23 protein-coding genes and 1 tRNA gene are annotated in these 24,450 nt (G+C 52.6%); 10 read left to right on the top strand and 14 right to left on the bottom strand.

Going from position 1 to position 24,450, the window contains the following annotated elements; genetic code table 11:
* Positions 1–29 precede the first annotated feature (29 nt).
* From FHD02_RS08155 to FHD02_RS08130, 6 genes are read left to right on the top strand one after another with little or no spacing between them, the layout of a single operon-like run.
* Positions 30–767 carry a heme ABC transporter permease gene (locus tag FHD02_RS08155; RefSeq protein WP_006683732.1) on the top strand — a complete coding sequence of 246 codons (738 nt, stop codon included), beginning with the start codon at positions 30–32 and terminating at the stop codon, positions 765–767.
* Entirely contained in the window at positions 764–976 is a 213-nt protein-coding gene (gene ccmD / locus FHD02_RS08150; protein ID WP_005129320.1) for a heme exporter protein CcmD, read from the top strand. Before FHD02_RS08155 ends, ccmD begins: the two co-directional genes overlap by 4 nt.
* On the top strand, positions 973–1,452 hold the full coding sequence (gene ccmE / locus FHD02_RS08145) for a cytochrome c maturation protein CcmE (RefSeq protein ID WP_042307191.1): 480 nt from the start codon (positions 973–975) through the stop codon (positions 1,450–1,452). Before ccmD ends, ccmE begins: the two co-directional genes overlap by 4 nt.
* Positions 1,449–3,398 (top strand): heme lyase CcmF/NrfE family subunit, encoded by a 1,950-nt coding sequence (locus tag FHD02_RS08140; RefSeq protein ID WP_137360927.1) that lies wholly within the window; start codon positions 1,449–1,451, stop codon positions 3,396–3,398. Before ccmE ends, FHD02_RS08140 begins: the two co-directional genes overlap by 4 nt.
* Positions 3,395–3,952 (top strand): thiol:disulfide interchange protein DsbE, encoded by a 558-nt coding sequence (gene dsbE, locus FHD02_RS08135; RefSeq protein ID WP_003834613.1) that lies wholly within the window; start codon positions 3,395–3,397, stop codon positions 3,950–3,952. Before FHD02_RS08140 ends, dsbE begins: the two co-directional genes overlap by 4 nt.
* A complete protein-coding gene (locus FHD02_RS08130) occupies positions 3,949–4,998 on the top strand; it encodes a cytochrome c-type biogenesis protein CcmH (RefSeq protein WP_220393793.1) in 1,050 nt (349 codons plus the stop codon). Before dsbE ends, FHD02_RS08130 begins: the two co-directional genes overlap by 4 nt.
* Before the next feature lie 101 nt (positions 4,999–5,099).
* On the opposite strand, the gene narP is transcribed toward FHD02_RS08130, so the two are convergent.
* The 4 genes from narP to FHD02_RS08110 form a co-directional block, all read right to left on the bottom strand.
* Positions 5,100–5,747: a nitrate/nitrite response regulator protein NarP gene (gene narP / locus FHD02_RS08125; RefSeq protein WP_137360925.1), complete on the bottom strand. Its 648-nt coding sequence runs from the start codon at positions 5,745–5,747 to the stop codon at positions 5,100–5,102.
* Positions 5,748–5,955: 208 nt separating this feature from the next.
* Positions 5,956–6,032: transfer RNA gene (locus tag FHD02_RS08120), tRNA-Pro, on the bottom strand.
* A 74-nt stretch (positions 6,033–6,106) separates the two neighbouring features.
* Complete coding sequence (gene yejM / locus FHD02_RS08115) at positions 6,107–7,867, bottom strand: LPS biosynthesis-modulating metalloenzyme YejM (RefSeq protein ID WP_042307247.1); 1,761 nt, start codon at positions 7,865–7,867, stop codon at positions 6,107–6,109.
* Positions 7,868–7,898: 31 nt separating this feature from the next.
* Positions 7,899–8,126: a YejL family protein gene (locus FHD02_RS08110; protein WP_003027506.1), complete on the bottom strand. Its 228-nt coding sequence runs from the start codon at positions 8,124–8,126 to the stop codon at positions 7,899–7,901.
* A gap of 134 nt (positions 8,127–8,260) precedes the next feature.
* On the opposite strand from FHD02_RS08110, the gene yejK reads away from it, so the two are divergent.
* Positions 8,261–9,268, top strand: coding sequence for a nucleoid-associated protein YejK (yejK, locus tag FHD02_RS08105; RefSeq protein WP_048234884.1), 1,008 nt, complete (start codon positions 8,261–8,263; stop codon positions 9,266–9,268).
* 120 nt (positions 9,269–9,388) lie between these two features.
* Here yejK and rplY read toward each other — a convergent pair whose 3' ends face one another.
* Both rplY and FHD02_RS08095 read right to left on the bottom strand, forming a co-directional pair.
* Entirely contained in the window at positions 9,389–9,673 is a 285-nt protein-coding gene (rplY, locus tag FHD02_RS08100; protein ID WP_006683755.1) for a 50S ribosomal protein L25, read from the bottom strand.
* Positions 9,674–9,797: 124 nt separating this feature from the next.
* A complete protein-coding gene (locus FHD02_RS08095; RefSeq protein WP_137360923.1) occupies positions 9,798–11,558 on the bottom strand; it encodes a DEAD/DEAH box helicase in 1,761 nt (586 codons plus the stop codon).
* 151 nt (positions 11,559–11,709) lie between these two features.
* On the opposite strand from FHD02_RS08095, the gene rsuA reads away from it, so the two are divergent.
* From rsuA to FHD02_RS08080, 3 genes are all read left to right on the top strand, one after another.
* Positions 11,710–12,417 (top strand): 16S rRNA pseudouridine(516) synthase RsuA, encoded by a 708-nt coding sequence (gene rsuA, locus FHD02_RS08090; protein WP_061382086.1) that lies wholly within the window; start codon positions 11,710–11,712, stop codon positions 12,415–12,417.
* A gap of 15 nt (positions 12,418–12,432) precedes the next feature.
* On the top strand, positions 12,433–13,623 hold the full coding sequence (locus FHD02_RS08085; RefSeq protein ID WP_061382085.1) for a Bcr/CflA family multidrug efflux MFS transporter: 1,191 nt from the start codon (positions 12,433–12,435) through the stop codon (positions 13,621–13,623).
* Between the two features lie 334 nt (positions 13,624–13,957).
* A complete protein-coding gene (locus FHD02_RS08080; RefSeq protein ID WP_029139605.1) occupies positions 13,958–14,302 on the top strand; it encodes a YejG family protein in 345 nt (114 codons plus the stop codon).
* A 3-nt stretch (positions 14,303–14,305) separates the two neighbouring features.
* Here FHD02_RS08080 and yejF read toward each other — a convergent pair whose 3' ends face one another.
* The 8 genes from yejF to FHD02_RS08040 form a co-directional block, all read right to left on the bottom strand.
* Positions 14,306–15,895, bottom strand: a complete 1,590-nt coding sequence (gene yejF / locus FHD02_RS08075; protein WP_137360922.1) for a microcin C ABC transporter ATP-binding protein YejF — start codon at positions 15,893–15,895, stop codon at positions 14,306–14,308.
* Between the two features lies 1 nt (position 15,896).
* Positions 15,897–16,922: an ABC transporter permease gene (locus FHD02_RS08070; protein WP_137371487.1), complete on the bottom strand. Its 1,026-nt coding sequence runs from the start codon at positions 16,920–16,922 to the stop codon at positions 15,897–15,899.
* Positions 16,922–18,016 carry a microcin C ABC transporter permease YejB gene (locus tag FHD02_RS08065; protein ID WP_137360920.1) on the bottom strand — a complete coding sequence of 365 codons (1,095 nt, stop codon included), beginning with the start codon at positions 18,014–18,016 and terminating at the stop codon, positions 16,922–16,924. Before FHD02_RS08065 ends, FHD02_RS08070 begins: the two co-directional genes overlap by 1 nt.
* A complete protein-coding gene (locus FHD02_RS08060) occupies positions 18,017–19,831 on the bottom strand; it encodes an extracellular solute-binding protein (RefSeq protein WP_042307261.1) in 1,815 nt (604 codons plus the stop codon).
* A gap of 100 nt (positions 19,832–19,931) precedes the next feature.
* Complete coding sequence (locus tag FHD02_RS08055; protein ID WP_220393792.1) at positions 19,932–21,491, bottom strand: cyclic di-GMP phosphodiesterase; 1,560 nt, start codon at positions 21,489–21,491, stop codon at positions 19,932–19,934.
* 168 nt (positions 21,492–21,659) lie between these two features.
* The gene (mepS, locus tag FHD02_RS08050; RefSeq protein ID WP_003027474.1) at positions 21,660–22,229 is read right to left on the bottom strand and encodes a bifunctional murein DD-endopeptidase/murein LD-carboxypeptidase; all 570 of its coding nucleotides are present in this window, start codon (positions 22,227–22,229) and stop codon (positions 21,660–21,662) included.
* A 413-nt stretch (positions 22,230–22,642) separates the two neighbouring features.
* Positions 22,643–23,356, bottom strand: coding sequence for a phosphatase PAP2 family protein (locus FHD02_RS08045; protein ID WP_042307265.1), 714 nt, complete (start codon positions 23,354–23,356; stop codon positions 22,643–22,645).
* Positions 23,357–23,390: 34 nt separating this feature from the next.
* The gene (locus FHD02_RS08040; RefSeq protein ID WP_042307267.1) at positions 23,391–24,377 is read right to left on the bottom strand and encodes a GTP-binding protein; all 987 of its coding nucleotides are present in this window, start codon (positions 24,375–24,377) and stop codon (positions 23,391–23,393) included.
* Between the last annotated feature and the right edge of the window lie 73 nt (positions 24,378–24,450).

Below are 24,450 nucleotides of genomic sequence, written 5' to 3'. Positions count from 1 at the left end.
ATTAATTAATGGAGTCTGGTGACTGAACTATGTGGAAAACACTTCATCAATTGGCGATGCCCCCTCGGCTCTATCAGATCTGCGGCTGGTTTATTCCGTGGCTGGCGATTGCCAGCGCGGTGGTACTCATAACGGGATGGGTCTGGGGCTTTGGCTTCGCGCCAGCTGATTATCAGCAGGGACAGAGCTATCGCATCATTTATCTGCACGTTCCGGCGGCAATCTGGTCGATGGGGATTTATGCCTCGATGGCTGTTGCGGCGTTTATCGGCCTGGTCTGGCAAATGAAAATGGCCAATCTGGCGCTGGCTGCGATGGCGCCCATTGGCGCTGTGTTTACCTTTATTGCGTTGGTGACGGGGTCCGCATGGGGCAAACCGATGTGGGGAACCTGGTGGGTCTGGGATGCTCGACTCACCTCAGAACTGGTGCTGCTGTTTCTCTACGTTGGCGCCATTGCGCTATGGCATGCGTTTGATGATCGCCGCCTGGCAGGGCGTGCCGCCGGTATTCTGGTGCTGATTGGCGTGGTCAACTTACCGATTATTCACTACTCGGTCGAGTGGTGGAATACGCTGCATCAGGGGTCAACCCGTATGCAGCAGAGCATCGATCCGGCAATGCGCGCTCCGCTGCGTCTGGCGATTGTCGGCTACCTGTTGCTGTTCGTCACGCTGGCGCTAATGCGCATGCGTAACCTGATTTTGATGATGGAAAAACGCCGCCCGTGGGTGAGCGAACTGATCTTAAAAAGAGGCCGCCAATGACCCCTGCATTTGCATCATGGAGTGATTTTTTCGCGATGGGCGGTTACGCCTTGTATGTCTGGCTGGCTGTCGCCATGAGCGTTATTCCGCTGCTGGTGCTGGTGCTGCATTCTGCGTTACAGCATCGCGCAATTTTACGCGGTGTGGCTCAGCAGCGGGCGAGGGAAGCGCGCATGCGCGCAGCGCAAGTACAACGGGAGGCGGCGTGAATATTCGACGTAAAAATCGGCTATGGATAGCCTGCGCGGTACTGGCAGGTCTGGCGTTGACCATTTCGCTGGTGCTCTACGCGCTGCGTTCCAATATCGATCTGTTCTACACCCCGGGAGAGATACTCTACGGTAAGCGTGAAACGCAGCAGATGCCTGAAGTCGGTCAACGTCTGCGCGTGGGTGGGATGGTGATGCCGGGCAGCGTGAAGCGCGATCCGCAATCGCTAAAAGTAAATTTCAGCATCTATGACGCCGAAGGTGTGGTGGATGTGACCTATGAAGGTATTTTGCCGGACCTGTTCCGTGAGGGGCAGGGCGTCGTCGTTCAGGGCGAGCTGGACAAGGGAAATCATGTGCAGGCTAAAGAGGTTCTTGCCAAACATGATGAAAATTACACCCCGCCGGAAGTCGAAAAAGCGATGCAGGAAAACCACCGTCGCCCGGAAAGTGTTTATAAGGATAAAACGTCATGATGCCTGAAATTGGCAATGCGCTGTTGTGCCTTGCGCTTGGCGTTGCATTACTGCTGTCGGTCTATCCGCTGTGGGGCGTGGCGCGCGGCGACGTGCGGATGATGGCCTCAGCACGGCCCTTTGCCTGGGTCTTGTTTATCTGCGTGATGGGGGCGTTCCTGATTCTGGTTAATGCCTTTGTGGTTAACGACTTTACCGTGACCTACGTCGCCAGTAACTCCAATACCCAACTTCCGGTCTGGTATCGGGTCGCGGCGACCTGGGGCGCGCATGAAGGCTCGCTGCTGCTGTGGGTGCTGCTGATGAGCGGCTGGACGTTCGCCGTCGCAGCGTTCAGCCAGCGCATGCCGCTGGATATCGTCGCCCGCGTGTTGGCGGTGATGGGGATGGTCAGCGTCGGCTTCCTGCTGTTTATCCTGTTTACCTCTAATCCGTTTGCCCGCACGTTGCCCAACTTCCCTATCGAAGGGCGCGACCTCAACCCGCTGTTGCAGGATCCGGGACTGATTTTCCATCCGCCGTTGCTGTACATGGGGTATGTCGGTTTCTCAGTGGCTTTCGCGTTTGCGATCGCCGCGCTGATGAGCGGACGACTGGACAGTACCTTCGCCCGTTTTTCGCGTCCGTGGACGCTGGCGGCGTGGGTGTTCCTGACACTGGGGATTGTGCTCGGTTCGGCATGGGCTTATTACGAGCTGGGTTGGGGCGGCTGGTGGTTCTGGGATCCGGTTGAGAACGCCTCCTTTATGCCATGGCTGGTGGGCACAGCCCTGATGCACTCGCTGTCGGTAACCGAACAGCGCGCCAGCTTCAAAGCCTGGACCCTGCTGCTGTCAATCAGCGCCTTCTCGCTGTGCCTGTTGGGTACTTTCCTGGTACGTTCCGGCGTATTGGTTTCGGTGCATGCTTTCGCCTCAGACCCGTCGCGAGGGATGTTTATACTGGCCTTCATGGTGCTGGTGATTGGCGGTTCCCTGCTGCTGTTTGCAGTGCGTGGGCATAAGGTTCGCTCGCGGGTAAACAACGCGCTGTGGTCGCGTGAATCGCTGCTGTTGGGAAACAACGTCCTGCTGATCGCCGCTATGCTGGTGGTGTTATTGGGCACGCTGCTGCCGCTGGTGCACAAACAGCTTGGGCTGGGCAGCATTTCGATTGGCGAGCCGTTCTTCAATACCATGTTCACCTGGCTGATGGCGCCGTTTGCGCTGCTGCTGGGCATTGGGCCATTAGTGCGCTGGGGCCGTGACCGACCACGTAAACTGAAAACGTTACTGATCATCGCGTTTGTCACCACGCTTATTCTGTCGCTGCTGCTGCCGTGGCTGTTTGAGGATCGCATTGCCGCCATGACAGTGGTGGGGCTGGCGATGGCGTGCTGGATATTTGTACTGGCCATGTCCGAAGCGTACCTGCGCATTTCTCGTGGAACAAAGCTGACGCCAAGCTACTGGGGGATGGTATCAGGTCACGTTGGGCTGGCGATTACCATTGTTGGTATTGCCTTTAGCCAGAATTACAGCGTGGAACGCGATGTGCGCATGAAAGCGGGCGATAGCGTCAGTATCCATGACTATCAGTTCACCTTCCGTGAAGTAAAAGACATTACCGGACCAAACTACCGGGGCGGGGTCGCCATTATTGGCGTCACGCGTGATGGTAAACCGGAAGCCACGCTGCATGCGGAGAAACGCTTCTATAACAGCACCAGTTCGATGATGACCGAAGCGGCGATTGACGGCGGGCTTACGCGCGATCTGTATGCTGCGCTGGGTGAAGAGCTGGATAACGGCGCATGGGCTGTACGTTTGTATTACAAACCGTTTATTCGCTGGATTTGGGCCGGAGGGTTGCTGATGGCGCTGGGTGGGGTGTTCTGCCTGTTTGATCCACGCTATCGCCAGCGCCCGCGTGTCGCGGTGCAAAAAAATGCGTCGGAGGCTGTATGAAGCGCAACGCACTGTTAATTCCGTTTATTATTTTTCTCATCATTGCAGCGGCGCTACTGTGGCAGTTAGCGCGTAACGCGCAAGGAGACGACCCTACTAATCTGGAGTCGGCGTTGATCGGCAAACCTGTTCCGACGTTCCGCCTGGAATCGCTGGAAAACCCGGGGCAGCATTATCAGGCCGATGTGCTGACGCAGGGGAAGCCAGTGCTGCTGAACGTCTGGGCGACCTGGTGTCCGACCTGTCGCGCCGAGCATCAGTATCTGAATCAGCTGTCTGCGCAAGGCGTGCGGGTAGTGGGCCTGAACTATAAAGACGATCGTCAGAAAGCCATTGTCTGGCTGAAAGAGCTGGGCAATCCTTACTCATTAAGTCTGTTTGACGGCGACGGTATGCTCGGCCTCGATCTTGGCGTGTACGGCGCACCGGAGACGTTCCTGATCGACGGGAAAGGTATTATTCGCTATCGCCATGCCGGCGATCTGAATGCCCGGGTGTGGGAAAGCGAGATCAAACCGTTGTGGGATAAGTACAGTAAGGAGGCTGCGCAATGAGATTTTTATTGGGCCTGCTGATGCTGGTTATCTCGGGATCCGCGCTTGCGACTATCGACGTAATGCAGTTTAAGGATGAAGCGCAGGAGCAGCAGTTCCGCCAGCTTACCGAGCAACTGCGTTGTCCTAAATGTCAGAACAACAGTATTGCCGACTCTAACTCAATGATCGCCACCGACCTGCGTCAGAAAGTGTACGAACTGATGCAGGAAGGCAAAAGCCAGAAAGAGATTGTTGACTACATGGTGGCGCGCTACGGCAACTTCGTCACTTACGATCCGCCGTTAACTCCGCTGACCGTGCTGCTGTGGGTGATGCCTGTGGTAGCGATTGGTCTCGGGGGCTGGATTATTTTCGCCCGTACTCGCCGACGCGTGCGGGTGAAACAAGAAGAGTTTCCTGACGACATTATCCCGGATGGCAAGCGCGGTGGATTCGGACTATTTGTGCCCGGCATCGTGGTGGCGCTGGTGGTTGGCGTGGTGAGCTATTATCAAACCGGGAACTATAAACAGGTGCAGGTCTGGCAGCAGGCCACCGCTCAGGCTCCAGCGCTGCTGGAGCGGGCATTGGATCCGAAAGCCGACCCGTTGAATGAAGAAGACATGACGCGTCTGGCGCTGGGGCTGCGCACTCGCTTACAGTCCGAAGCCGGAAACGTCGAAGGCTGGATCATGCTCGGACGTATTGGCATGGTACTCGGTAACGCCAGTACGGCTACTGAAGCCTATGCCAATGCCTATCGACTGGATCCTAACAACAGCGATGCGGCGCTGGGTTATGCGGAAGCATTGACCCGTTCTTCCGATCCTGATGATAACCGTCGGGGAGGGGAGTTGTTGCGCCAGTTGATCAGAGGCGAGCATGCTAACGTGCGCGTATTGAGCATGTATGCTTTTAACGCTTTCGAACAGCAGCGCTTCGGCGAAGCGGTTGCGGCGTGGGAGATGATGCTGAAATTATTGCCCGCTAACGATACCCGTCGGGCGGTAATAGAACGCAGTATTAAACAGGCGATGGAGCAGCTAACGCCGCAGGAGAAGTAAGAGTGGAAGGGGCCGGATGGCGACGCAAAGCGTCTTATCCGGCCTGGCGATCCTCGTGATTTGTAGGCCCGATAAGCGTAGCGCCATCGGGCAATATCTGGTTATTGCATTCCGCGCGTTTGCAAAAACAGAATAGTGGCAGCAACGCGAGAGCGCACGTTGAGTTTGCGCAGCAGGTTGCGAATATGCACCTTCACCGTCTGTTCGGAAATATTTAATACCGAAGCAATCTGTTTATTCGACAGCCCCTGAGCCAGCTCGTGTAACACATCCAGCTCGCGTTCGGTGAGAATGCTGAACGGATCTTCTTGTGCACCGAACAGGTCGCGTTCGCGCAGATATTCATTGACGCGTGTACTAAACGCTTTACCGCCTTTGGCGCCGCTGCGAATGGCCTCCAGCAGGACTTCAGGATCGCTGTCTTTGAGCAAATAACCATCCGCACCCGCGTCAATTAAGGCGTATACATCGCTGGCGGCATCCGAAACGGTCAGAATGATAATTTGTGCGGTAACACCGTCCCGACGCAGCGCATTCAGGGTATCCAGCCCACTCATACCTTTCATATTGAGATCCAACAGGATCACGTCAAGGTCCAGACGGTTTGCCAGATCGATCGCACTTGCGCCGTCACCTGCTTCAGCTACTACGTTAAATGCGGGATCCAGTTGCAATAATTGACTAATTCCCCGCCGCATCAGTGGGTGGTCGTCGACAATCAGCACCCGAAAAGGCGTTGCTTCAGGCATACTATTCTCCTGAGTTTTATTAGTATCATTATTGTTTTCAGCGCATCAATCGTCCAGATTCATCGCGCTGATGAGAGGATAAATTTTACCCCAATTTGTGCATGGGTAAGTAGTAAAACCTGTACTGAAAGCCGTGGTGGTGATGCGGAACATTGAATCGCAGGCATAAAAAAACCAACCACAAGGGTTGGTTTTTTTTGAGGATTTTTGGTCGGCACGAGAGGATTTGAACCTCCGACCCCCGACACCCCATGACGGTGCGCTACCAGGCTGCGCTACGTGCCGACGCTATGGCTGATAATACTACTGCTTTCCACCGCGAATGCAAGAGGATGGCTTGCTAACTGATTTATAATTAATCAGTTAGCAATGAATCGCTTCTCATCCGTCAGAACTTGCAGCAGCAGGCTCAGCTGCGGTTTCTGATCTTTTATCTTCTCACCGTGTAAATCATACGTCTGATAATTACCGTTGTTGTTAAGCACCAGCGTCATCTCTGGCGTGGTAATCGCCAGCGTGCTGCCGTCGGCGGCGGTAACCCAGTAATGGCGGCGGGTTGCATTAAACAAATCCTGGCCCTGCGAGTACTCGTTAGCTGGCGTGCTGACGTGGAGCAGACGTTGCATAAGCGTCGTCATCAGGTCTGTATGATCGGTCAGGCTATTGATGCGCTGAGCAGGTGTTCCCGGCCAGTGAATAATCAGAGGAACCTGCAGATGGCCGCGCGACCACGCAAAGCTGTTCTCTTCCTGAGTCAGCGGCACGCCCCGACCAGCAGTAATAATCACCACCGTGTTGTTCAGTTTACCGGAGTCGCGCAGGGCGCTAAGGATCCGGTTAATGTTGGCATCCACATCCTGAGCGGCATTGGCGTAGCGTTTGGCAAAGTTCTTCTGGTTGCTGTCATCCAGGTTCGTTCCGTTAAAGGAGACCCAGGAGAACCAGCGGTTATCTTCCTGTGCGTAGCGACCCAACCAATTAATCCACTGACTTGCGGTTTGCTCGTCAGACTGCGTTTGCACGCTCGGCATAGAGAAATCTGACAGTAGCGCCTGGCGATAAAGCGGGCTGGTAAAGCCATCCGAGGAGAATAGCCCCAACTGATACCCCTGCTGGTTCAGTGCAGAGATCAGCGCCGCAGGCGTTCGGGTCGACAAAATGCCGTCCATGTAGCTTGGGGACACGCCATAGAACAGGCCAAAAATCCCGTTATCTGTGGTGTTGCCTGTGCTCATGTGACGCGTAAAGGAGATATTCTGCCCAGCGAATTCAGCCAGCGCTGGCATCTGTTTTTCAAAACGCGAGTAGTTCAGGCCGTCTACGGTGATCAGCAGAACGTTCTGGCCGGTTCCCATATCGCGGTAGCGCAGGTCGCTGAGCGGGTACTGTACGGAAACTGCTTCCGGGTTTCCCTGCTCGATCAGGCGGCGTTGATATTCTTGCGCATCCAACAGACCATGTTTTTCCAGAAACTTACGTGCCGTCATCGGATAGGAGAGCGGCAGGTTCGCGCGTTGCATGGTAATAGGGCGATAGAAATTGGCGTCTGCCCAGATGTACACCACATGCGAGGCGATAAAGGAAACGAAGAAGAATGCTGCTAAGGGTTTCGCAAAATGGCGACGACGCGTCAGGCTGCGCAGCTTTTGCCAGCTCCAGGTCGCAAACAGCATTTCGATTAACAGAATAACCGGCACGCTGATAAACATCAGTTGCCAGTCACGCGCCGCTTCATTCTGGTCAGGGTTAATGACCAGTTCCCAGACGATCGGGTTGAGATGCAGGTGGAAGCGGGTAAAAACTTCGCTGTCGATTAACAACAGCGTCATGCCGGCCGTCGCCAGGATAGCTGATAAGAATCGCATCAGCCTCTGGGACATGACGATAAACGTCAGGGGAAACAGGATCAGCAGATAGGTGGCAAACACCAGGAAGCTAAAATGCCCGACAACGCTCAGGTAGGAATAAACGCGCCCTGCAAGCGTAGTCGGCCAGTCGGCGACAAACAGGTAACGGCTACCGAGTACCATGGCCAACAGAATGTTGAACAAAGCAAACCAGTGCCCCCAGCTAACCATCTGGGAGACTTTCTCACGGTAGCGCTGACGATGAGTTACCATAAACTGTTGTTCGTTTCCCCGGAGCAGGCTCTTAATGCGCTTGGTCGTCGTTTACCGAAGACTGCAATGCGCGGGCAAAAGAGTTGGCAATCGCCTGGCGCTGGGCCGGTGCGATGCTTGTATTGATAAGGTTAGTCACCATGTTTCCCAGTACCATCAGGGAAAGATCGGTCGGCGCCTTATGTTTTTCCAGTACGTTGAGCATCTCATTCAGCAGTTGTTCAACGTGTTCGTCACTATAGCGGGAAATTTGTGGCATAAATCGAAATCAGTCTGTTCATGAAAGGGCAACATATTACCGTACGGACAGTTTTTTTTCTGCTTTTTTATCTTCTATTGCGTCACTGCCCGGCAGGTGGTTGAATACCGCCCGGTCTAAAAGGAGAGTTTATCATGAGTCTGGATATCAACCAGATTGCCCTGCACCAGCTTATCAAACGTGATGAGCAAAACCTTGAGCTGGTCTTGCGCGATTCATTACTGGAACCGACAGCGACCGTTGTCGATATGATGGCTGAACTGCATCGGGTGTATAGCGCCAAGAATAAAGCCTATGGCCTGTTCAGCGAAGAGAGCGAGCTGGCGCAAACGCTGCGTTTACAGCGTCAGGGTGAAGAGGATTTTCTGGCCTTTAGCCGTGCCGCGACAGGGCGTTTGCGGGACGAGCTGGCGAAATATCCTTTTGCCGATGGTGGTATTGTCTTGTTCTGCCATTACCGCTATCTGGCGGTAGAGTATCTGCTGGTTGCCGTGCTGAACAATTTAAGCAGCATGCGCGTCAATGAAAATCTGGATATCAACCCGACGCACTATCTGGATATCAATCATGCGGACATCGTGGCGCGTATTGATTTAACCGAGTGGGAAACCAATCCGGAGTCCACACGCTATCTGACGTTCCTGAAAGGGCGGGTCGGGCGCAAAGTCGCCGATTTCTTCATGGACTTTCTCGGCGCCAGCGAAGGTCTGAACGCCAAAGCGCAAAACCGTGGCTTGCTGCAGGCGCTTGATGACTTTACCAATGAGGCGCAACTGGATAAAGCCGAGCGCCAGAACGTGCGTCAGCAGGTCTACAGCTACTGTAACGAGCAACTTCAGGCCGGTGAAGAGATTGAGCTGGAATCGCTGTCTAAAGAGCTTTCCGGCGTCAGTGAAGTCAGCTTCAGCGAATTTACCGCTGATAAAGGGTATGAGCTGGAAGAGAGCTTCCCGGCGGATCGCAGTACGCTGCGCCAGTTAACCAAATTTGCCGGCAGCGGCGGTGGGTTAACCATTAATTTTGACGCCATGCTGCTGGGCGAGCGTATTTTCTGGGATCCGGCGACGGACACGTTAACCATCAAAGGTACGCCGCCGAACCTGCGCGACCAGCTCCAGCGCCGCACGTCGGGCGGGAAATAAAACCGTTTGCCGGGTGGGGGAGGAAACGCCTTATCCGGCCCTGCGTGATCTATCTTTAGCGCCAACAGAATCCCATAAAAAAACCCCGCCGAGGCGGGGTTTTCTTCAACTTCCAGGCGATTACGCGCGAACGAAGTCGATGTGAGTCAGCTTCGGCTTGAAAGCGTGACGCTGTACAGCCTGAGCTTTAACTTTAACTTCTTTACCGTCAACAACGATGGTCAGAACTTCGCTGTAGAATTCAGCTTTAGCTTGCATGTTCATAACTGCATCGTGATCCAGTTCGATAGCAATCGGGGCTTCTGCGCCACCGTAGATGATTGCCGGGAACTTGTTAGCGGCACGCAGGCGGCGGCTCGCACCCTTACCCTGCTCTTTACGTACTTCAGCGTTGATAGTAAACATTTAAATCTCTCTTTAATAATTCCTGCTACAGGCGACCCAGCAACAGGTAAGTGATCTGCTTTGCGTATGCAAAAGCGGGCGAGATTCTATACTCAAACGGCTGGTACATCAATCAAAAGTACAATTAACCGCGTAATTCATGTGCCCGGCGAAAGCGACCTTCATAATCGAAGACCTTTTCACGCACCTGCCAGTACTGACCTTTCATACGCGCAACCACGAAATCAGGATGGCGCAATAGCGCCTGCTGGGCGAGGATATCGGTGGCGGTTATCCAGCGTAAGGGAATACCGGGAGTTCGGGTGTGAGGGCGAATAAACAGTTGTTCGAATGCTGTACGCTGCGCAGGAGTGTGTAGACGAAAACGTTCGCTGACGTCGGCCCCGTCTTCATCGTAATAGGTGATTTTTAGCCATTCGCCTTTCTCATCCTGGCCATTTTGTAACACCATCCCGCTACAGCGCAGGACCAGCGCATCTTTTAGCCTCAACGCCGCTTTTAGCATGTCATCCGGATCGACCAGCACCGTATCGCATTCACGACAGCGGCGGGCAGCAATGTCATTTTCCGCGTTGCACTGCGGGCAATTTTTAAAACGGAAACGAAAGTCGCACTGTTCGCGATGGCCGTCATCATCTTCAAACCATCCCTGGCAGCGGCGACCAAAATGTTCAATCAGCGTACCGTCAGCCGTTGTTTTGCCCCAAAAGGTGTTGGCAAATCCGCAGGCAGGACAGAACACCTGCACCGGCACGTTGTCGCTTTTTCCCTTCGGCGCGCCTACTTCCGGGGCGTACAGATCGTGGGGATTGCCCGCGTAATCGAGGATCAGACAGTCGGTTTTACCTGGGGCCAGGCGCAGTCCTCGACCAACAATTTGTTGGTACAGGCTGACTGATTCAGTCGGGCGCAGAATAGCGATAAGGTCGACGTGCGGGGCATCGAAGCCGGTAGTCAGGACCGACACATTCACCAGAAAGCGAAAACGCTGGGCTTTGAACTCTTCAATCAGCACGTCACGCTCCGCGCCTGGCGTATCTCCGGTGATAAGCGCGGCATCGTCATCAGGCAGTAGGCCCAGAATTTCTTTGGCGTGTTCAACGGTGGCGGCGAAAATCATCACCCCTTTGCGCGACTGGGCAAACTCGACAATCTGGCTGATGATATGCGGCGTGATTCGCTGCTGCTTCTTTAATTCCCGATTAAGGTCCGCCTCGCTGAACAGGCCGTTACTCTGCGCCTGCAGACGGCTGAAGTCATACTGCACGACCGGCATGTCGAGGCGTTCCGGCGGCGTCAGATAGCCGTGTTTAATCATGTAACGCAGCGGTAATTCATAAATGCAGTCGCGAAACAGCGCTTTTTCATCGCCGCGCACCATTCCGTGATAATGAAAGTGGTAAATCCACCCTTTACCCAGACGAAAAGGCGTGGCGGTAAGCCCGAGCAGGCGTAAGTGGGGATTGACGTTGGTCAGGTGAGTGAGGATTTGCTGATACTGACTCTCTTCATCATCACTGATGCGGTGGCATTCATCGACGATAAGCAGGGAAAACTCTCCCTGAAAGGCGTCCAGATTGCGCGCCACCGACTGTACGCTGCCGAATACCACTTTCCCGTGGCTCTCTTTACGCTTCAGCCCAGCGGCAAAAATATCGGCCTCCAGCCCCAACGCGCAATATTTGGCATGGTTTTGCGCGACCAGCTCTTTGACGTGCGCCAGTACCAGCACGCGACCACGCGCCACGCGGGCCAGTTCCGCTATCACCAGGCTTTTGCCTGCGCCAGTGGGCAGGACGATAACCGCCGGCGTGCGGTGGTGGCGAAAATGGTTGAGCGTGGCGTCCACGGCTTCTTTTTGGTACGGGCGAAGAGTAAAAATCATGGGCTCACTAAGGTAAACAGTAACAATGAATAGTATGCCATGAATCATTTCCCTTGAGGGATGGTGTAACGCCGCTATACTGGGCGGATAACAGTCCCACTTTTCGGGCGCAAACCCGATTCTCGTATTTTTACAGGCAAAAATCACACTCATGCGACTTGATAAATTTATCGCTCAGCAACTCGGCGTCAGCCGCGCTATTGCCGGGCGTGAGATCCGTGCTAACCGCGTTACCGTCGACGGTGAAATCGTCAGAAATAGCGCCTTTAAGCTGCTGCCAGAACATGACGTCGAATATGACGGCAATTCCCTGATTCAACAAAATGGCCCGCGCTATTTTATGCTGAATAAGCCTCAGGGCTATGTTTGTTCAACGGATGACCCGGATCACCCGACGGTTCTTTATTTCCTTGATGAACCCGTCGCCCACAAATTACATGCGGCAGGGCGTCTGGATATCGACACCACCGGACTGGTGCTGATGACCGATGACGGTCAGTGGTCGCATCGCATCACTTCACCACGTCACCATTGTGAGAAAACCTATCTGGTGACGCTGGAATCGCCGGTGGCGGATGATACCGCCGAGCAGTTTGCCCGTGGTGTACAACTACATAACGAAAAAGACCTGACAAAGCCGGCCGTGCTGGAAGTCATTACGCCAACTCAGGTGCGATTGACCATCAGCGAAGGGCGCTATCATCAGGTGAAACGGATGTTTGCCGCCGTGGGGAACCACGTTGTAGAACTGCACCGTGAACGGATCGGCGCCATTAAGCTCGATGATGATCTTGAGCCAGGTGAATACCGTCCATTAACTGAAGAAGAAATTGCCAGCGTTAACTTAACCCCGCGTTAATCTCAGGAGCTAAATGTGACCACCCGGCAGAACTCGTCAATTGCCATTGTCTTTATCCTTGGCTTGTTAGCCATGCTGATGCCGTTGTCGATTGATATGTATCTTCCGGCGCTGCCTGTTATCTCTGAGCAGTTTGGGGTGCCTGCCGGTAGCGCGCAGATGACCCTCAGTACCTATATTTTAGGTTTTGCGGTGGGGCAGCTGCTGTATGGTCCAATGGCAGACAGCATTGGGCGTAAACCGGTAATACTGGGCGGAACGCTGGTGTTTGCGGCGGCAGCAGTTGCCTGTGCGCTGGCGCAAACTATCGATCAACTGATCATAATGCGTTTCTTCCATGGTCTGGCGGCTGCGGCAGCGAGCGTAGTTATCAACGCTCTGATGCGCGATATCTATCCAAAGGAAGAGTTTTCGCGCATGATGTCATTTGTCATGTTGGTCACCACCATAGCGCCATTGCTGGCGCCCATTGTGGGCGGTTGGGTGCTGGTATGGCTGAGCTGGCACTATATCTTTTGGATCCTCGCTGTGGCGGCTATTCTGGCTTCAGTGATGATCTTTACGCTGATCAAAGAAACGTTGCCCGTAGAGCGTCGCCAGCCATTTCGCTTGCGCACTACTCTGGGCAACTTTGCCTCGCTGTTTCGTCATAAGCGCGTACTAAGCTATATGCTGGCCAGCGGGTTCAGCTTTGCCGGCATGTTTTCTTTCCTTAGCGCCGGGCCTTTTGTCTACATCGAGATTAACCATGTTTCACCGCAGCATTTCGGTTACTACTTCGCGCTGAATATTGTTTTCCTGTTCGTGATGACCATTATCAACAGCCGCTTTGTCCGTCGCGTAGGGGCATTGAATATGTTCCGTACAGGGCTGTGGATCCAGTTTGTGATGGCGGGCTGGATGGTTTTCAGTGCGTTGTTCGGGGTAGGTTTTTGGGCGCTGGTGGTGGGCGTGGCGGCATTTGTCGGCTGCGTGTCGATGGTGTCATCTAATGCGATGGCGGTCATCCTGGATGAATTCCCACACATGGCGGGAACGGCATCATCTTTGGCGGGGACGTTCCGCTTTGGCATTGGCGCTATTGTTGGGGCACTGTTGTCACTGGCGACCTTTAACTCGGCCTGGCCGATGATTTGGTCGATAGCGTTTTGCGCCACCAGCTCTATTCTCTTCTATCTCTACGCCAGTCGCGCTAAAAAACGGTGATCTAATACACAACATGGAGGTCATAAGGCCTCCAGAGTTGATGTATATCAACCGCAAATCTATCAATTCTCCTGCTTATGTTTATTTTATGTAAAATCAATTTATGTAAAAAGTCACATCATTGTAGTTATAAAGGTTGAGTTAGATCGCAGAAACGAGTACATATAGCCCGGAAATTTGCCAGAACCATTGAATAAATTTAAATACCTGGTTCGGAAAGTAGCATATGGACATGGGTGTAAACGTTTACCAACTGTTTAAAGACGTTTTGTCAATGATGTGTTAATATTGATGTAAAATAATTGTGAAGTGATTGTGCTTCCAGGGAAAGAAAGTGATGACATTACAACTCTCAATCGTTCATCGTCTGCCGCAGTGCTATCGTTGGTCGGTGGGTTTCGCAGGTTCGAAAGTTGAACCGATTCCGCAGAATGGCCAGAGCAATGAGAACAGCCTGGTGGCGCTCAAATTGCTCAGCCCGGATGGTGATAGCGCGTGGTCAGTTATGCATAAACTCAGCCAGGCCCTCAGTGATATTGAGGTTCCTTGTTCCGTGCTGGAATGCGAAGGGGAGCCGTGCCTGTTTGTGAATCGTCAGGATGAGTTTGCTGCGACCTGCAGACTGAAAAATTTCGGCGTAGCAATTGCAGAACCTTTTTCAAATAACAATCCATTTTGAGCGTCAGCTTAGCGCGAGCAGCTGACGCGTATAGGCCTGTTGTGGCGCGTTGAATACGTGCTCGCATTGCCCCTGTTCCACAACTTCTCCCTGCCTTAGCACAATAACCTGATGGCATAACGCGCGTACGACATGCAAATCATGGCTGATAAAAATATAGGCCAGACGATGCTTTTCCTGTAAGGACTTTAACAACATCAGGATTTGCGCCTGTACGGTCCTGTCGAGTGAGGATGTCGGCTCATCCAGAATGATCAGCGAAGGTTTTAGAATCAACGCCCGGGCAATAGCTATGCGCTGACGTTGACCACCGGAAAACTCCGCGGGATATCGATGCCGCGTTTCGCTATCAAGCCCCACTTCCGTCATTACCGCTTTCACCTGCGCTTCGCGTTGTTCGGCAGTAAGTGTCGGTTGATGAACGCGTAGTCCCTCCTCAATAATCTGCAGCACGCTTAAGCGCGGGTTTAGCGAGGAGTTAGGATCCTGAAATACCACCTGAATGCGGTGACGTACGGGTAACAGCTGGCGACGATTTAAGGTATGCAACGCCTGGCCATCGAACACAATACTTCCCTGCGATGTGATTAGCCTCAGTAGCGCCAGTCCGGTGGTACTTTTCCCGGATCCTGATTCACCGACCAGCCCCAGCGTTTCACCGGGGCGGAGGGAAAAACTGACGTCGCTAACCACGACGTTATGGTCTACTACGCGCTTTAGAATACCTTTGCGGACAGGGAAGGCGACGCGGAGTTTTTCCACTTCCAGCAGGGGGGCTTGCCCTACTGGTAAGGGAACCGGATCACCGGAAGGTTCGCTGTTTAACAATTTCTGCGTGTACGGATGCGAGGGCGCAGAGAGCAACTGTGCGGCACGATTTTGCTCCACGCACTGGCCGTTTTGCATGACCGCCACGGTATCGGCCAGCTTTTTCACAATGCTGAGGTTATGGGTGATGAACAGTAATCCCATATTCAGCTCTCGCTGTAACTCCCGTAACAATTGCAGGATCTGTGCCTGGACGGAGACATCCAGCGCGGTGGTGGGTTCATCGGCAATCAGCAGTTCTGGCCGCGTTAACAGCGCCATGGCGATCATTACACGTTGGCGCTCACCGCCAGACAACTGGTGCGGGTAATCTGCGAGACGTTTGGCCGCCTGACGGATCCCGACGCGGTCCAGACAGGTCAGAATCTCTGCTCGGGCGGCCTCGCGACGCATTCCCCGATGCAGCGACAGCACCTCGTAAAGCTGTTTTTCCAGGTTGTGAAGCGGGTTTAGTGACACCATTGGCTCCTGGAAAATCATGGCGATTTTGTTCCCTCGTACGCTGCGAAGCGTCTGCTCGTTGGCGTGAAGCAATGATTCACCATGGAAACGAATATCACCGGCAAGATAAACCGCGGGAGGGGACGGTAATAAGCGCAGAATAGAAAGCGCGGTCACACTTTTCCCTGAGCCAGATTCGCCCACCAGCGCCAGCGTTTGCCCGGCATCAACCCGCAATGAGAGAGTGTTGACCACGGTGCGCACGGTCTCTTGTTGGCGAAAACCTACCGATAAATTCTCAATAGCTAACAGAGGTTGTGTCATTTTAAATCGCCTTATTGGGATCAAACGCGTCGCGTACCGCTTCACCAATAAAGATCAGTAGCGATAAAAGCAGGGCAACGGAGATGAACGCAGTGATCCCAAGCCACGGCGCCTGCAGGTTATTTTTACCTTGTAACAGGAGCTCTCCCAACGATGGCGAGCCAAGCGGTAAGCCGAATCCGAGAAAATCCAGCGAGGTCAGGGTGGTGATCGAGGCGCATAATATAAACGGTAAAAAAGTCAGGGCGGCGACCATCGCGTTGGGTAGCATATGACGCAGAATAATACTGCGATCGCATACGCCGAGCGCCTGCGCGGCACGAATGTAATCAAAGTTTCGGGTACGTAAAAATTCCGCACGTACCACGCCAACCAGACTCATCCAGCCAAACAGCACGGTAATGCCCAGCAGCCACCAGAAGTTGGGCTGAACCACGCTCGACAGCAGAATGATTAGAAACAGCGTCGGCATACCAGACCAAACCTCAATAAATCGCTGTCCCCACAGGTCCACCTTGCCGCCATAATAGCCCTGAATAGCACCTGCCATGATGCCCATCACGCTGGAACACAGGGTCAGCATTAAACCAAACAGGACCGAGATACGAGTGCCGTACAGGATACGCGCCAGCACATCGCCGCCGTTGGCGTCCGTCCCCAGCCAGTTTTGTGCAGAAGGTGGGGAAGGGAAGGGTTTATCGGTGGCAAAGTTAATGCTGGTGGCGCCAAAGCGTACGGGCGCCCACAGGATCCAGCCCTGCTTCTCCAGGCGCTGCTGTAGCCAGGGATCCTGATAATCAGCTTTGGTCGCCAGCGGTCCGCCGAAGTCGCTTTCACTGTAGTTTTTGAACAGAGGGAAATACCAACTGCTGTCATAGCGCACCAGCAGCGGCTTATCGTTGGCAATCAGTTCGGAACACAGGCTCAGGCCAAACAACACCAGAAAAATCCACAGCGACCAGTAGCCGCGGCGGTTATGGCGAAAACGCGCCCAGCGGGCTTGATTGACGGGGCTTAATCGCGACATTAGCGTCCCTCAAAATCAATACGGGGATCGACCAGCGTATAGCTGATATCACTGAGAATATTCAGCAGCAGTCCGATCAGGGTGAAGATATAGAGCGTGCCAAACATCACCGGGTAGTCGCGTGATACGGTGGATTCATACCCCAGTAACCCCAGTCCGTTAAGCGAGAACATGACTTCAATCAGCAGCGAGCCGGTAAAAAACATGCTGATAAACGTTGCCGGGAAACCTGCTATCACCAGCAACATCGCGTTGCGAAACACATGTTTCCATAGAATGTTTTTCTCGCTTACTCCTTTGGCGCGCGCGGTGACGACATATTGTTTGCGGACTTCATCCAGAAATGAGTTTTTGGTCAACATGGTCAGCGCGGCAAACCCGCCAACCACCGTCGCCAGCACCGGCAGGGTAATATGCCAGAGATAGTCGGTGATCTTTTGATACCAGGGGAGAGTGTCAAAATTAGCGGAAACCAGCCCGCGTAGCGGGAACAGATCGTAATAGCTTCCCCCGGCAAAAAAGACGATCAGCAAAATCGCAAACAGAAATGCCGGGATGGCATAGCCAATAATAATGAATGCACTGCTCCACACATCAAATCGACTGCCATTGTGAACCGCTTTGCGGATACCTAGCGGTATCGACACCAGATAGATGATGAGTGTGCTCCACAGCCCCAGCGTGACGGAAACGGGCAGGCTGTCTTTTATAAGCGTCAGCACCGAAGCGCTACGGAACAGGCTGTCGCCGAAATCGAAACGAATGTAGTCCCAGAGCATTTTGAAGTAACGCTCATGAATAGGCTTATCGAACCCGTAGCGGCGGGTGATTTCTGCAATCACTTCCGGGTCAAGACCGCGGCCTCCGCGATAATTGCTGTCGCTGATGTTACCCACGCCGGTTTGCGCGTGGCTGGCGCGAACGCCTTCGCTGCCCGCGCCGGGTAAGGCTCCACTTTGCCCGAACTCAATAGCGGCGACGGCCTGCTCAACGGGACCGCCTGGGGCAATTTGCACGATAAAAAAGTTAATGGTGATGATGGCCCAGAGCGTCGGGATCACCAGTAGCAGACGTCGAATCAGATAAGCGCCCATTTACTCTCCCTGCCGTCTGGCTGCGGGTAGCTTCGCCGCTTTGTTGACGTCATACCACCAGTTATCGAGGCCGATGGTGTAAATTGGGCGAATAGCAGGATGTGAAAATTTATCCCACCAGGCGATACGATCCTCGGCCATGTACCACATTGGCAACATGTAGTAGTTCCAGGTTAATACCCTGTCCAGCGCCCGTCCCAGCGGGATCAGTTTGGCTTTATCACCTTGCGCCGCGATGATTTGATTGATCAATTTATCAATCACCGGGCTTTGCACGCCGGGCGCATTGTAGCTGGAGTCAATGTATTCAGAGGCCCACAGAATTTGCAGGTCTGAACTCGGCCACGGCATCGCGCGATACAACCTCGGCATCATGTCATAGTCGCGACTGCGCAGACGGTTCGTGATTTGCGAATTATCAACCTGGCGGATGTTCATGGTGATGCCTAAGCGCTGCAGGTTGTGCTGGAACGGCAGTACCCACTGGCTGTTACTGCCCGCCGGGAGCAACAGTTCGAAGCTCAGGGGTTTACCGCTGGTGCTGTTCACGCGCTGCTGTCCCTTTAGTACCCAGCCAGCCTGTTCCAGTAAGGTATTGGCTTTCAATAAGTTGTCCCGATCGTAACCATCACCTGTTGATTTCGGCGGCTGATAAATTTGGCTGAAGACCTCAGGGGGGAGATCTTTTTTCAATGGCGCGAGTATCACCAGTTCATCCGCATCGGGGTAATTTTTTGCGGCATACTCGGTATTCTGAAAATAGCTGTTTGTCCGGCTCCAGGCGTTATAGAACAGGGCTTTATTCATCCATTCAAAGTCAAAGGCCAACGTGATGGCTTCACGTACGCGTCGATCGCTGAATACCGGACGCTGAATATTAAAGGCCAGCCAACGCGTATCCTGTGCGGATTCGTTTTTCTGCTCATCTTTGATGATGTAATGATTTGCGAAATTTTTGCCGGTATAACGTGTCGCCCAGTTTTTGGCATCATTCTCCAGACGCAGATCAAACGCACCGGCCTTAAACGCTTCAAAGGCGACGTTGTCATCAAGATAGTAATCGTAGCGGATGGTATCAAAGTTCCAGCGCCCGCGGTTAACGGGCAGGTTCGCGGCCCAATAATCTTTGACACGCGAATAGACAATATACTGGCCCATTTTCCACTGGGTGATACGGTACGGGCCACTGGCAAGCGGTGGGGAAGATAAGGGATCGCTGAGTTTATGATCCTTCCAGTATTTCTCAGGCATCACGGGTAATGAAAACAGGCTGAGCATATCCTCTTTGCCCGGTTTGGCTAATTCAATACGCACGGTTAACGGTGCAATGGCTTTTACCGTTGTGCCTTTGTAGACGAGGCGAAACTGCGGCACGCCTTCAGTCATAAATTTGTGAAAGGTGAAGGCGACATCGCTGGCGGTAATGGGGGATCCATCATGAAAACGCGCCCGCGGATTAATAGCGATTTCTACCCAGGAATAGTCGTCAGCATAGCGCGCGCTGTCGGCAATGAGCGGGTAATAGCTGCCAGGCTCGTCGTCAGAGGTGGTAAATAGCGTATCGTATAGCGTTTCTGTACGCGCGCCGGGGTTGCCACGCATTGCATAGCGGTTGAAGTTATCGAACGTACCAATCGCAGAGAGGGTGATTTGCCCGCCTTTGGGGGCGGCCGGGTTGACGTAATCAAAGTGGTTAAAGTTAAACGCATACTTCGGTTCGCCCAGTACGGCAAACGCATAGCTTTCTTTGATGGATTGCGCCTGGACGCTAAACCCGATGAGGGCGATAAACAGCAGCAGTAGGCGAGGGATCATATAAAAGCGCTTTCCTTTTCCTGTCACAACCCGACGGGCATCATGCCTGAGAGATAAGGGGTGTGGCGGCGAGTAAGAGTATATGAATCGCAAACTGCGATCACCACGTTGGCTTATTGGGCTGCGCCATCCAACGCACGAAATCAGCAAGCTTTAACGGTCGGCTAACCCAGTATCCCTGGAAAAAATGTACTCCACGATCGCGCAGCCAACGAGCTTGCTCAGGTGTTTCTACCCCTTCAGCAACCGTCAGCATATTAAGACGCTTAGAGAGTGTCAACACGGCGTCCAGAACCGGAGAGGTCAGGGTTTCTGTGCCGATGGCGTTAATAAACCCGCGATCGATTTTCAGGTAGTCAACGGTGAAGCGTTCCAGATAGATAAGCGCGCTATGACCGGTGCCGAAATCATCAATAGCAATTTCAAAGCCAACAGAGTGTAGCCATTCAAATAGCTGTGTCGCCTCGTGTTGATTGAGCATATCGCGTTCAGTGATTTCCAGCACTAACTGAAAATGGTTCGCGGGAAGCGAGGCGCGCAGTCGTCGAATATCGTCTTTAAAACTCTCGCCCTGCAGGTGCGTTGGTGCGATGTTAATCCCCAGTTTGGCGCCAGCAGGAAACACTTTTTGCAGCGTCGGGGCGTCCTGCGCTATCAACTTAAAGAGATGTTGGGTCAGCGGGACAATCATTTGCTGCGATTCTGCGTAATGAATGAAGGCATCCGGGGGGATCTCACCCGTTGATGGATGATGCCAACGTAATAACACCTCAACACCTTTTACCTCCAGCGTTTGCATCTCTACGACGGGCTGGTACACCACATAAAATTGATTATGTTTGATAGCGTGGAGGATATCTTTACCAGGGCGTAACCGGATAGTGAAGATGTAATACCAGAGGAGAACCCCGGTGATAATCCCGGCCATACATCCCAACATAATCGCGTACCAGATGTCGTTGTACGTCCACTCTTGCGCATACAAACGAATCTTCAGCGGCACCTCTTTAAGCGTCGCCTGGCGCCATGGCGTGTTAGGTAGCGCAGAGACGTCCATAATTCGGGATGAAAATGTTGAAATAGCCGTGTCGCCAGCAATAACGGCAATACCATTAAAATTATCTTCGCGGGCGGTATAAAGCAGATAGGGTGCCAGGTTGATATTCAGTGAAGAAAATACGCCGCTGTTATGGAGTGAGTGATTGCGGTGCCAAATCATTATCGCTGGTTTATCCGGCATCATGGGCGTACCGGAAAGTATTTCCACATCAACATCTTTGTTGATATTCAGCTTGGGGATCAGCGACATAATGGGGGCGTTCATTGCGCCTGTTGCGGAGGAGCAAAAAGCAATACCGTCTTTTACCAGCAAAAAAGCACGAACGTTGAGGTTAAAAGCCGCACTGGAGGTAAGTTTTGCAGCGACTTGCTGGCAGTTCTTTTCCAGCAGGGGTTGAAGCGCATCGGTGGTGGTTTTGAGATCTGCAAAGTAACTACTGACATAATTCTGGATATCGGCAAGCAGCGTTTCGTACTTAACCTCTCGTTTATGCCAGGTGACCAAAAATTGCAGGGTACTCACGAGAAATGCGACGATTAGTCCCGTTAACATACAGGAAAGCAGGATTTTCCGACCGGATGAAGAGCTGCGTCTGAACATAGTTCCTTATGTTTACCTGTAGTAACCGCTTATTCTGTATGAATATAACCTGAAACGGTCCATGTTGTGAGATTTTTCTTAGTCGAGAGGCGAAACAAAAAAGCACCGCCGAAGCAGTGCTTTTGATATGTCTCATCAGGATAGCCAAGGGATAGCTGCCAAACGAAATTAACTGCGGCTCAGAACCCGGCGCGCTTCGTTGTAACGTTTTTTCCAGTAAGGCTCGTTCATGCTGGAAATGATAACGCCACTGCTGGTCGAGGCATGAACAAACTGGTTGTTGCCGATATAGATACCGACGTGACGGCCTGTGGAGCCAGCGCGGAACAGAACCAGATCGCCTGTGCGCAGATTAGTACGCGAAACGGATTTACCTGTTTCCTGTTGTTCGTAGGTTGAGCGCGGAAGCTCTAAACCAAACTGCTCACGGAACGTACGCTGTACGAAGCTGGAGCAATCAATACCTTTTTTGGTGCTGCCGCCAAGGCGGTAACGCACGCCTTTCCAGTCAGCATACTGATCCATAATACGCGATTTAACATCGATATTACGGACCATATTTTCAAATTCATCCTGAGAGGCTTGCAGTGAAGAGTTATCTCCATTGCCCACAGCATGCGTCTCAGAATGCATATTCCTGGCGGTGTTCGTGGTACTACATGCGGAAAGCAGAACCGCAACTGCTATCGCGGGTATGCCCCGCAAGATATATCTCAAAATCGGTTGAGATTTGACCATTTTGTTTGTTTTCCCTTGAAGTCCTTAACGATAAATATCGTTATAAAAAATGCCAAACGTGACGAGACTAATTACCATCGCACGATGAGACAATTCCTTAAGGTCAAATCTGTGGCAGAACGCACAAATTTATTCAGAAAGGCAATAATTGTCCAGCGAGGCAAAACGAGTTCGAGGTTACCCGATCGCCCCAGTCATTGCGAGAGATTTTATGTGATTTCTTATAAGAAAAATTGATACAGAAAGTGAATAAACGGCATTGGCTAAATTAAGAACAATTAGCGCAAAAAATACGCAAGTCATTCATTCTAAACATGAATAAGATGACAGGAGAATGACAATCAGAATGATGGAATATTGGTCGGCATCATCAGGGAATCAGAAGTATCCCTGATGATGTTAATTATTTTGCGTTATTTGTTTGAAAATTGTTTGTTTTTGCCGGGCAGATAATTCACAAACAGCGTGACCAGACGATCGCTTAATGGCGTCATTAGCCACCAGGGCAAACCAATCAGCACAACCGTCATGGAGCCGACCACGATATCGGTGAGCCAGTGAGCGCCGATCATTACACGCGGAAAGGCAAAAACCACAGCGATAATAAGGCCGATTATACCTGCAACTTTTCCGAAATAACGCAGCATAAATGCGGAAAAAATAAGCAGCATCATGCCGTGATCGCCAGGAAAACTGTCTCTGGAGGCATCTTTGGTTGGAATATGCAGCAGTTCGCTGACGCGATGAATATTATCCAGCATCAGCGTAGGACTGGCGCGTTTAACCGGAATAAGCGCCTGGCCCAACTGATTTAATACCACTGCGGTGAGCAGCATCACCAGACCTATAGCCACAATACGCCGGCGACCTTCCGTCGTATCCTTCAGCCAAAAGTGCAGCATCAGTGCGCCCATCGCCAACAACGAGCAGCCATCAAATGCCCGGTTATTAGTGATCGCAACAATCCACAGGAACAGCGGGCTTTCAACCAGCTTCTGGTTGAAGAAACGGAAAACGCCCGTATCCAGTGAGGACCAGAACCCGTGCCCGGCGGGAATATACCAGGACAGAAACAGCGCTATACCTGCAATATTGAGCAGAAGAATAAGAGGGTATCGGGTTTTCATCGTCGTTTACCATTGCTATAAAACGAAGGCAACCTTACGCGCTACCGTCTAAACGAAGTCTCAACAATGCGCTCTGTAACGTATTCCAGTCGGTGTCAGTATCGGAGATGAGTTCAATACGGCTATCCGGCGGAGCGACGTTTTGCGTCTCAATATGCCAGTCCTCTCCCTGACGGTTAATGCGCACCAGACCCTCTTTTATACGCATGACTCCTTTTACACGCCCTACGGGGGCAAGGCGCGACCATTCCAGCAGGCCGATGGTATCGAACACCGTATCGGCGTCAAAAATCCAGCCGCAGGCCTGATGACCCTGACCGCTGTTCAGGCTGCGACGCCAGCGCTGTTGTGCGGGCAAACTTAACGCCGCCAGCCCTTTTTTGTCAGCATGACTATGGGCGTGCTCGGCGCTTGCGGGAAGCTGCGCCAGGTTTAGTCGGGGCAAATCCAGTAATTGGCCAGCAATATTTCCATGATCGGCATGAACCAACTGACGATTGCCGCCATAGTGCTGCCACCAGGTTTGCAGGGCGTTTTCGCTTTCCGTTGTGGCGCGGTCGGCTTTGTTGGCGACGATGATATCGGCGGCAGCCAGCTGATCGCGGAAATTGTCATTGGCGACGCTTTTTTCATCCAGTAGCTGGCGCGGATCAAGAATACAAAGGGTCGCGCGCAAATCAATCCACGGTTCGTAAACCGGCGCGGTGAGTAAATCCAGAATCTGTTTGGGATGTCCGAGTCCGGTGGGTTCAATGAGCAGTCGGTCGGGTTTTCCCTGACGCAACAACGTATTGAGGCCAACCTGCATTGGCAGGCCGTTAACACAGCACATACAGCCGCCGGGGATCTCTTTCAGCAATGCGCCGCTGTCGGCTAACAGGGCGCCATCAATACCTACTTCGCCAAACTCATTGACCAGTACGGCCCACTTCTCTGCGGGATCTTTGTTTGCCAATAAATGAAGAATAGAGGTGGTTTTGCCACTGCCGAGAAAACCGGTGATGAGATTGGTTTTAGTCACATTTACTCCAGAATCATAAATTGCCGTAATGGCATTTAACAATCCTGGCGAAAAACGGGGAAAAAGAGAAGGG

This window comes from Citrobacter sp. EC_71, from assembly GCF_019584005.1.
GTDB lineage: Bacteria > Pseudomonadota > Gammaproteobacteria > Enterobacterales > Enterobacteriaceae > Citrobacter > Citrobacter werkmanii.
This window is presented reverse-complemented; position numbering and strand designations above follow the sequence as displayed.

Coding starts and splice junctions, on each gene's coding strand:
- FHD02_RS08155 (WP_006683732.1), top strand. CDS start 30: ATGTGGAAAACACTTCATCAATTGGCGATGCCCCCTCGGCTCTATCAG.
- ccmD (WP_005129320.1), top strand. CDS start 764: ATGACCCCTGCATTTGCATCATGGAGTGATTTTTTCGCGATGGGCGGT.
- FHD02_RS08140 (WP_137360927.1), top strand. CDS start 1,449: ATGATGCCTGAAATTGGCAATGCGCTGTTGTGCCTTGCGCTTGGCGTT.
- dsbE (WP_003834613.1), top strand. CDS start 3,395: ATGAAGCGCAACGCACTGTTAATTCCGTTTATTATTTTTCTCATCATT.
- FHD02_RS08130 (WP_220393793.1), top strand. CDS start 3,949: ATGAGATTTTTATTGGGCCTGCTGATGCTGGTTATCTCGGGATCCGCG.
- narP (WP_137360925.1), bottom strand. CDS start 5,747: ATGCCTGAAGCAACGCCTTTTCGGGTGCTGATTGTCGACGACCACCCA.
- yejM (WP_042307247.1), bottom strand. CDS start 7,867: ATGGTAACTCATCGTCAGCGCTACCGTGAGAAAGTCTCCCAGATGGTT.
- FHD02_RS08110 (WP_003027506.1), bottom strand. CDS start 8,126: ATGCCACAAATTTCCCGCTATAGTGACGAACACGTTGAACAACTGCTG.
- yejK (WP_048234884.1), top strand. CDS start 8,261: ATGAGTCTGGATATCAACCAGATTGCCCTGCACCAGCTTATCAAACGT.
- rplY (WP_006683755.1), bottom strand. CDS start 9,673: ATGTTTACTATCAACGCTGAAGTACGTAAAGAGCAGGGTAAGGGTGCG.
- FHD02_RS08095 (WP_137360923.1), bottom strand. CDS start 11,558: ATGATTTTTACTCTTCGCCCGTACCAAAAAGAAGCCGTGGACGCCACG.
- rsuA (WP_061382086.1), top strand. CDS start 11,710: ATGCGACTTGATAAATTTATCGCTCAGCAACTCGGCGTCAGCCGCGCT.
- yejF (WP_137360922.1), bottom strand. CDS start 15,895: ATGACACAACCTCTGTTAGCTATTGAGAATTTATCGGTAGGTTTTCGC.
- FHD02_RS08070 (WP_137371487.1), bottom strand. CDS start 16,922: ATGTCGCGATTAAGCCCCGTCAATCAAGCCCGCTGGGCGCGTTTTCGC.
- FHD02_RS08065 (WP_137360920.1), bottom strand. CDS start 18,016: ATGGGCGCTTATCTGATTCGACGTCTGCTACTGGTGATCCCGACGCTC.
- FHD02_RS08060 (WP_042307261.1), bottom strand. CDS start 19,831: ATGATCCCTCGCCTACTGCTGCTGTTTATCGCCCTCATCGGGTTTAGC.
- FHD02_RS08055 (WP_220393792.1), bottom strand. CDS start 21,491: ATGTTCAGACGCAGCTCTTCATCCGGTCGGAAAATCCTGCTTTCCTGT.
- mepS (WP_003027474.1), bottom strand. CDS start 22,229: ATGGTCAAATCTCAACCGATTTTGAGATATATCTTGCGGGGCATACCC.
- FHD02_RS08045 (WP_042307265.1), bottom strand. CDS start 23,356: ATGAAAACCCGATACCCTCTTATTCTTCTGCTCAATATTGCAGGTATA.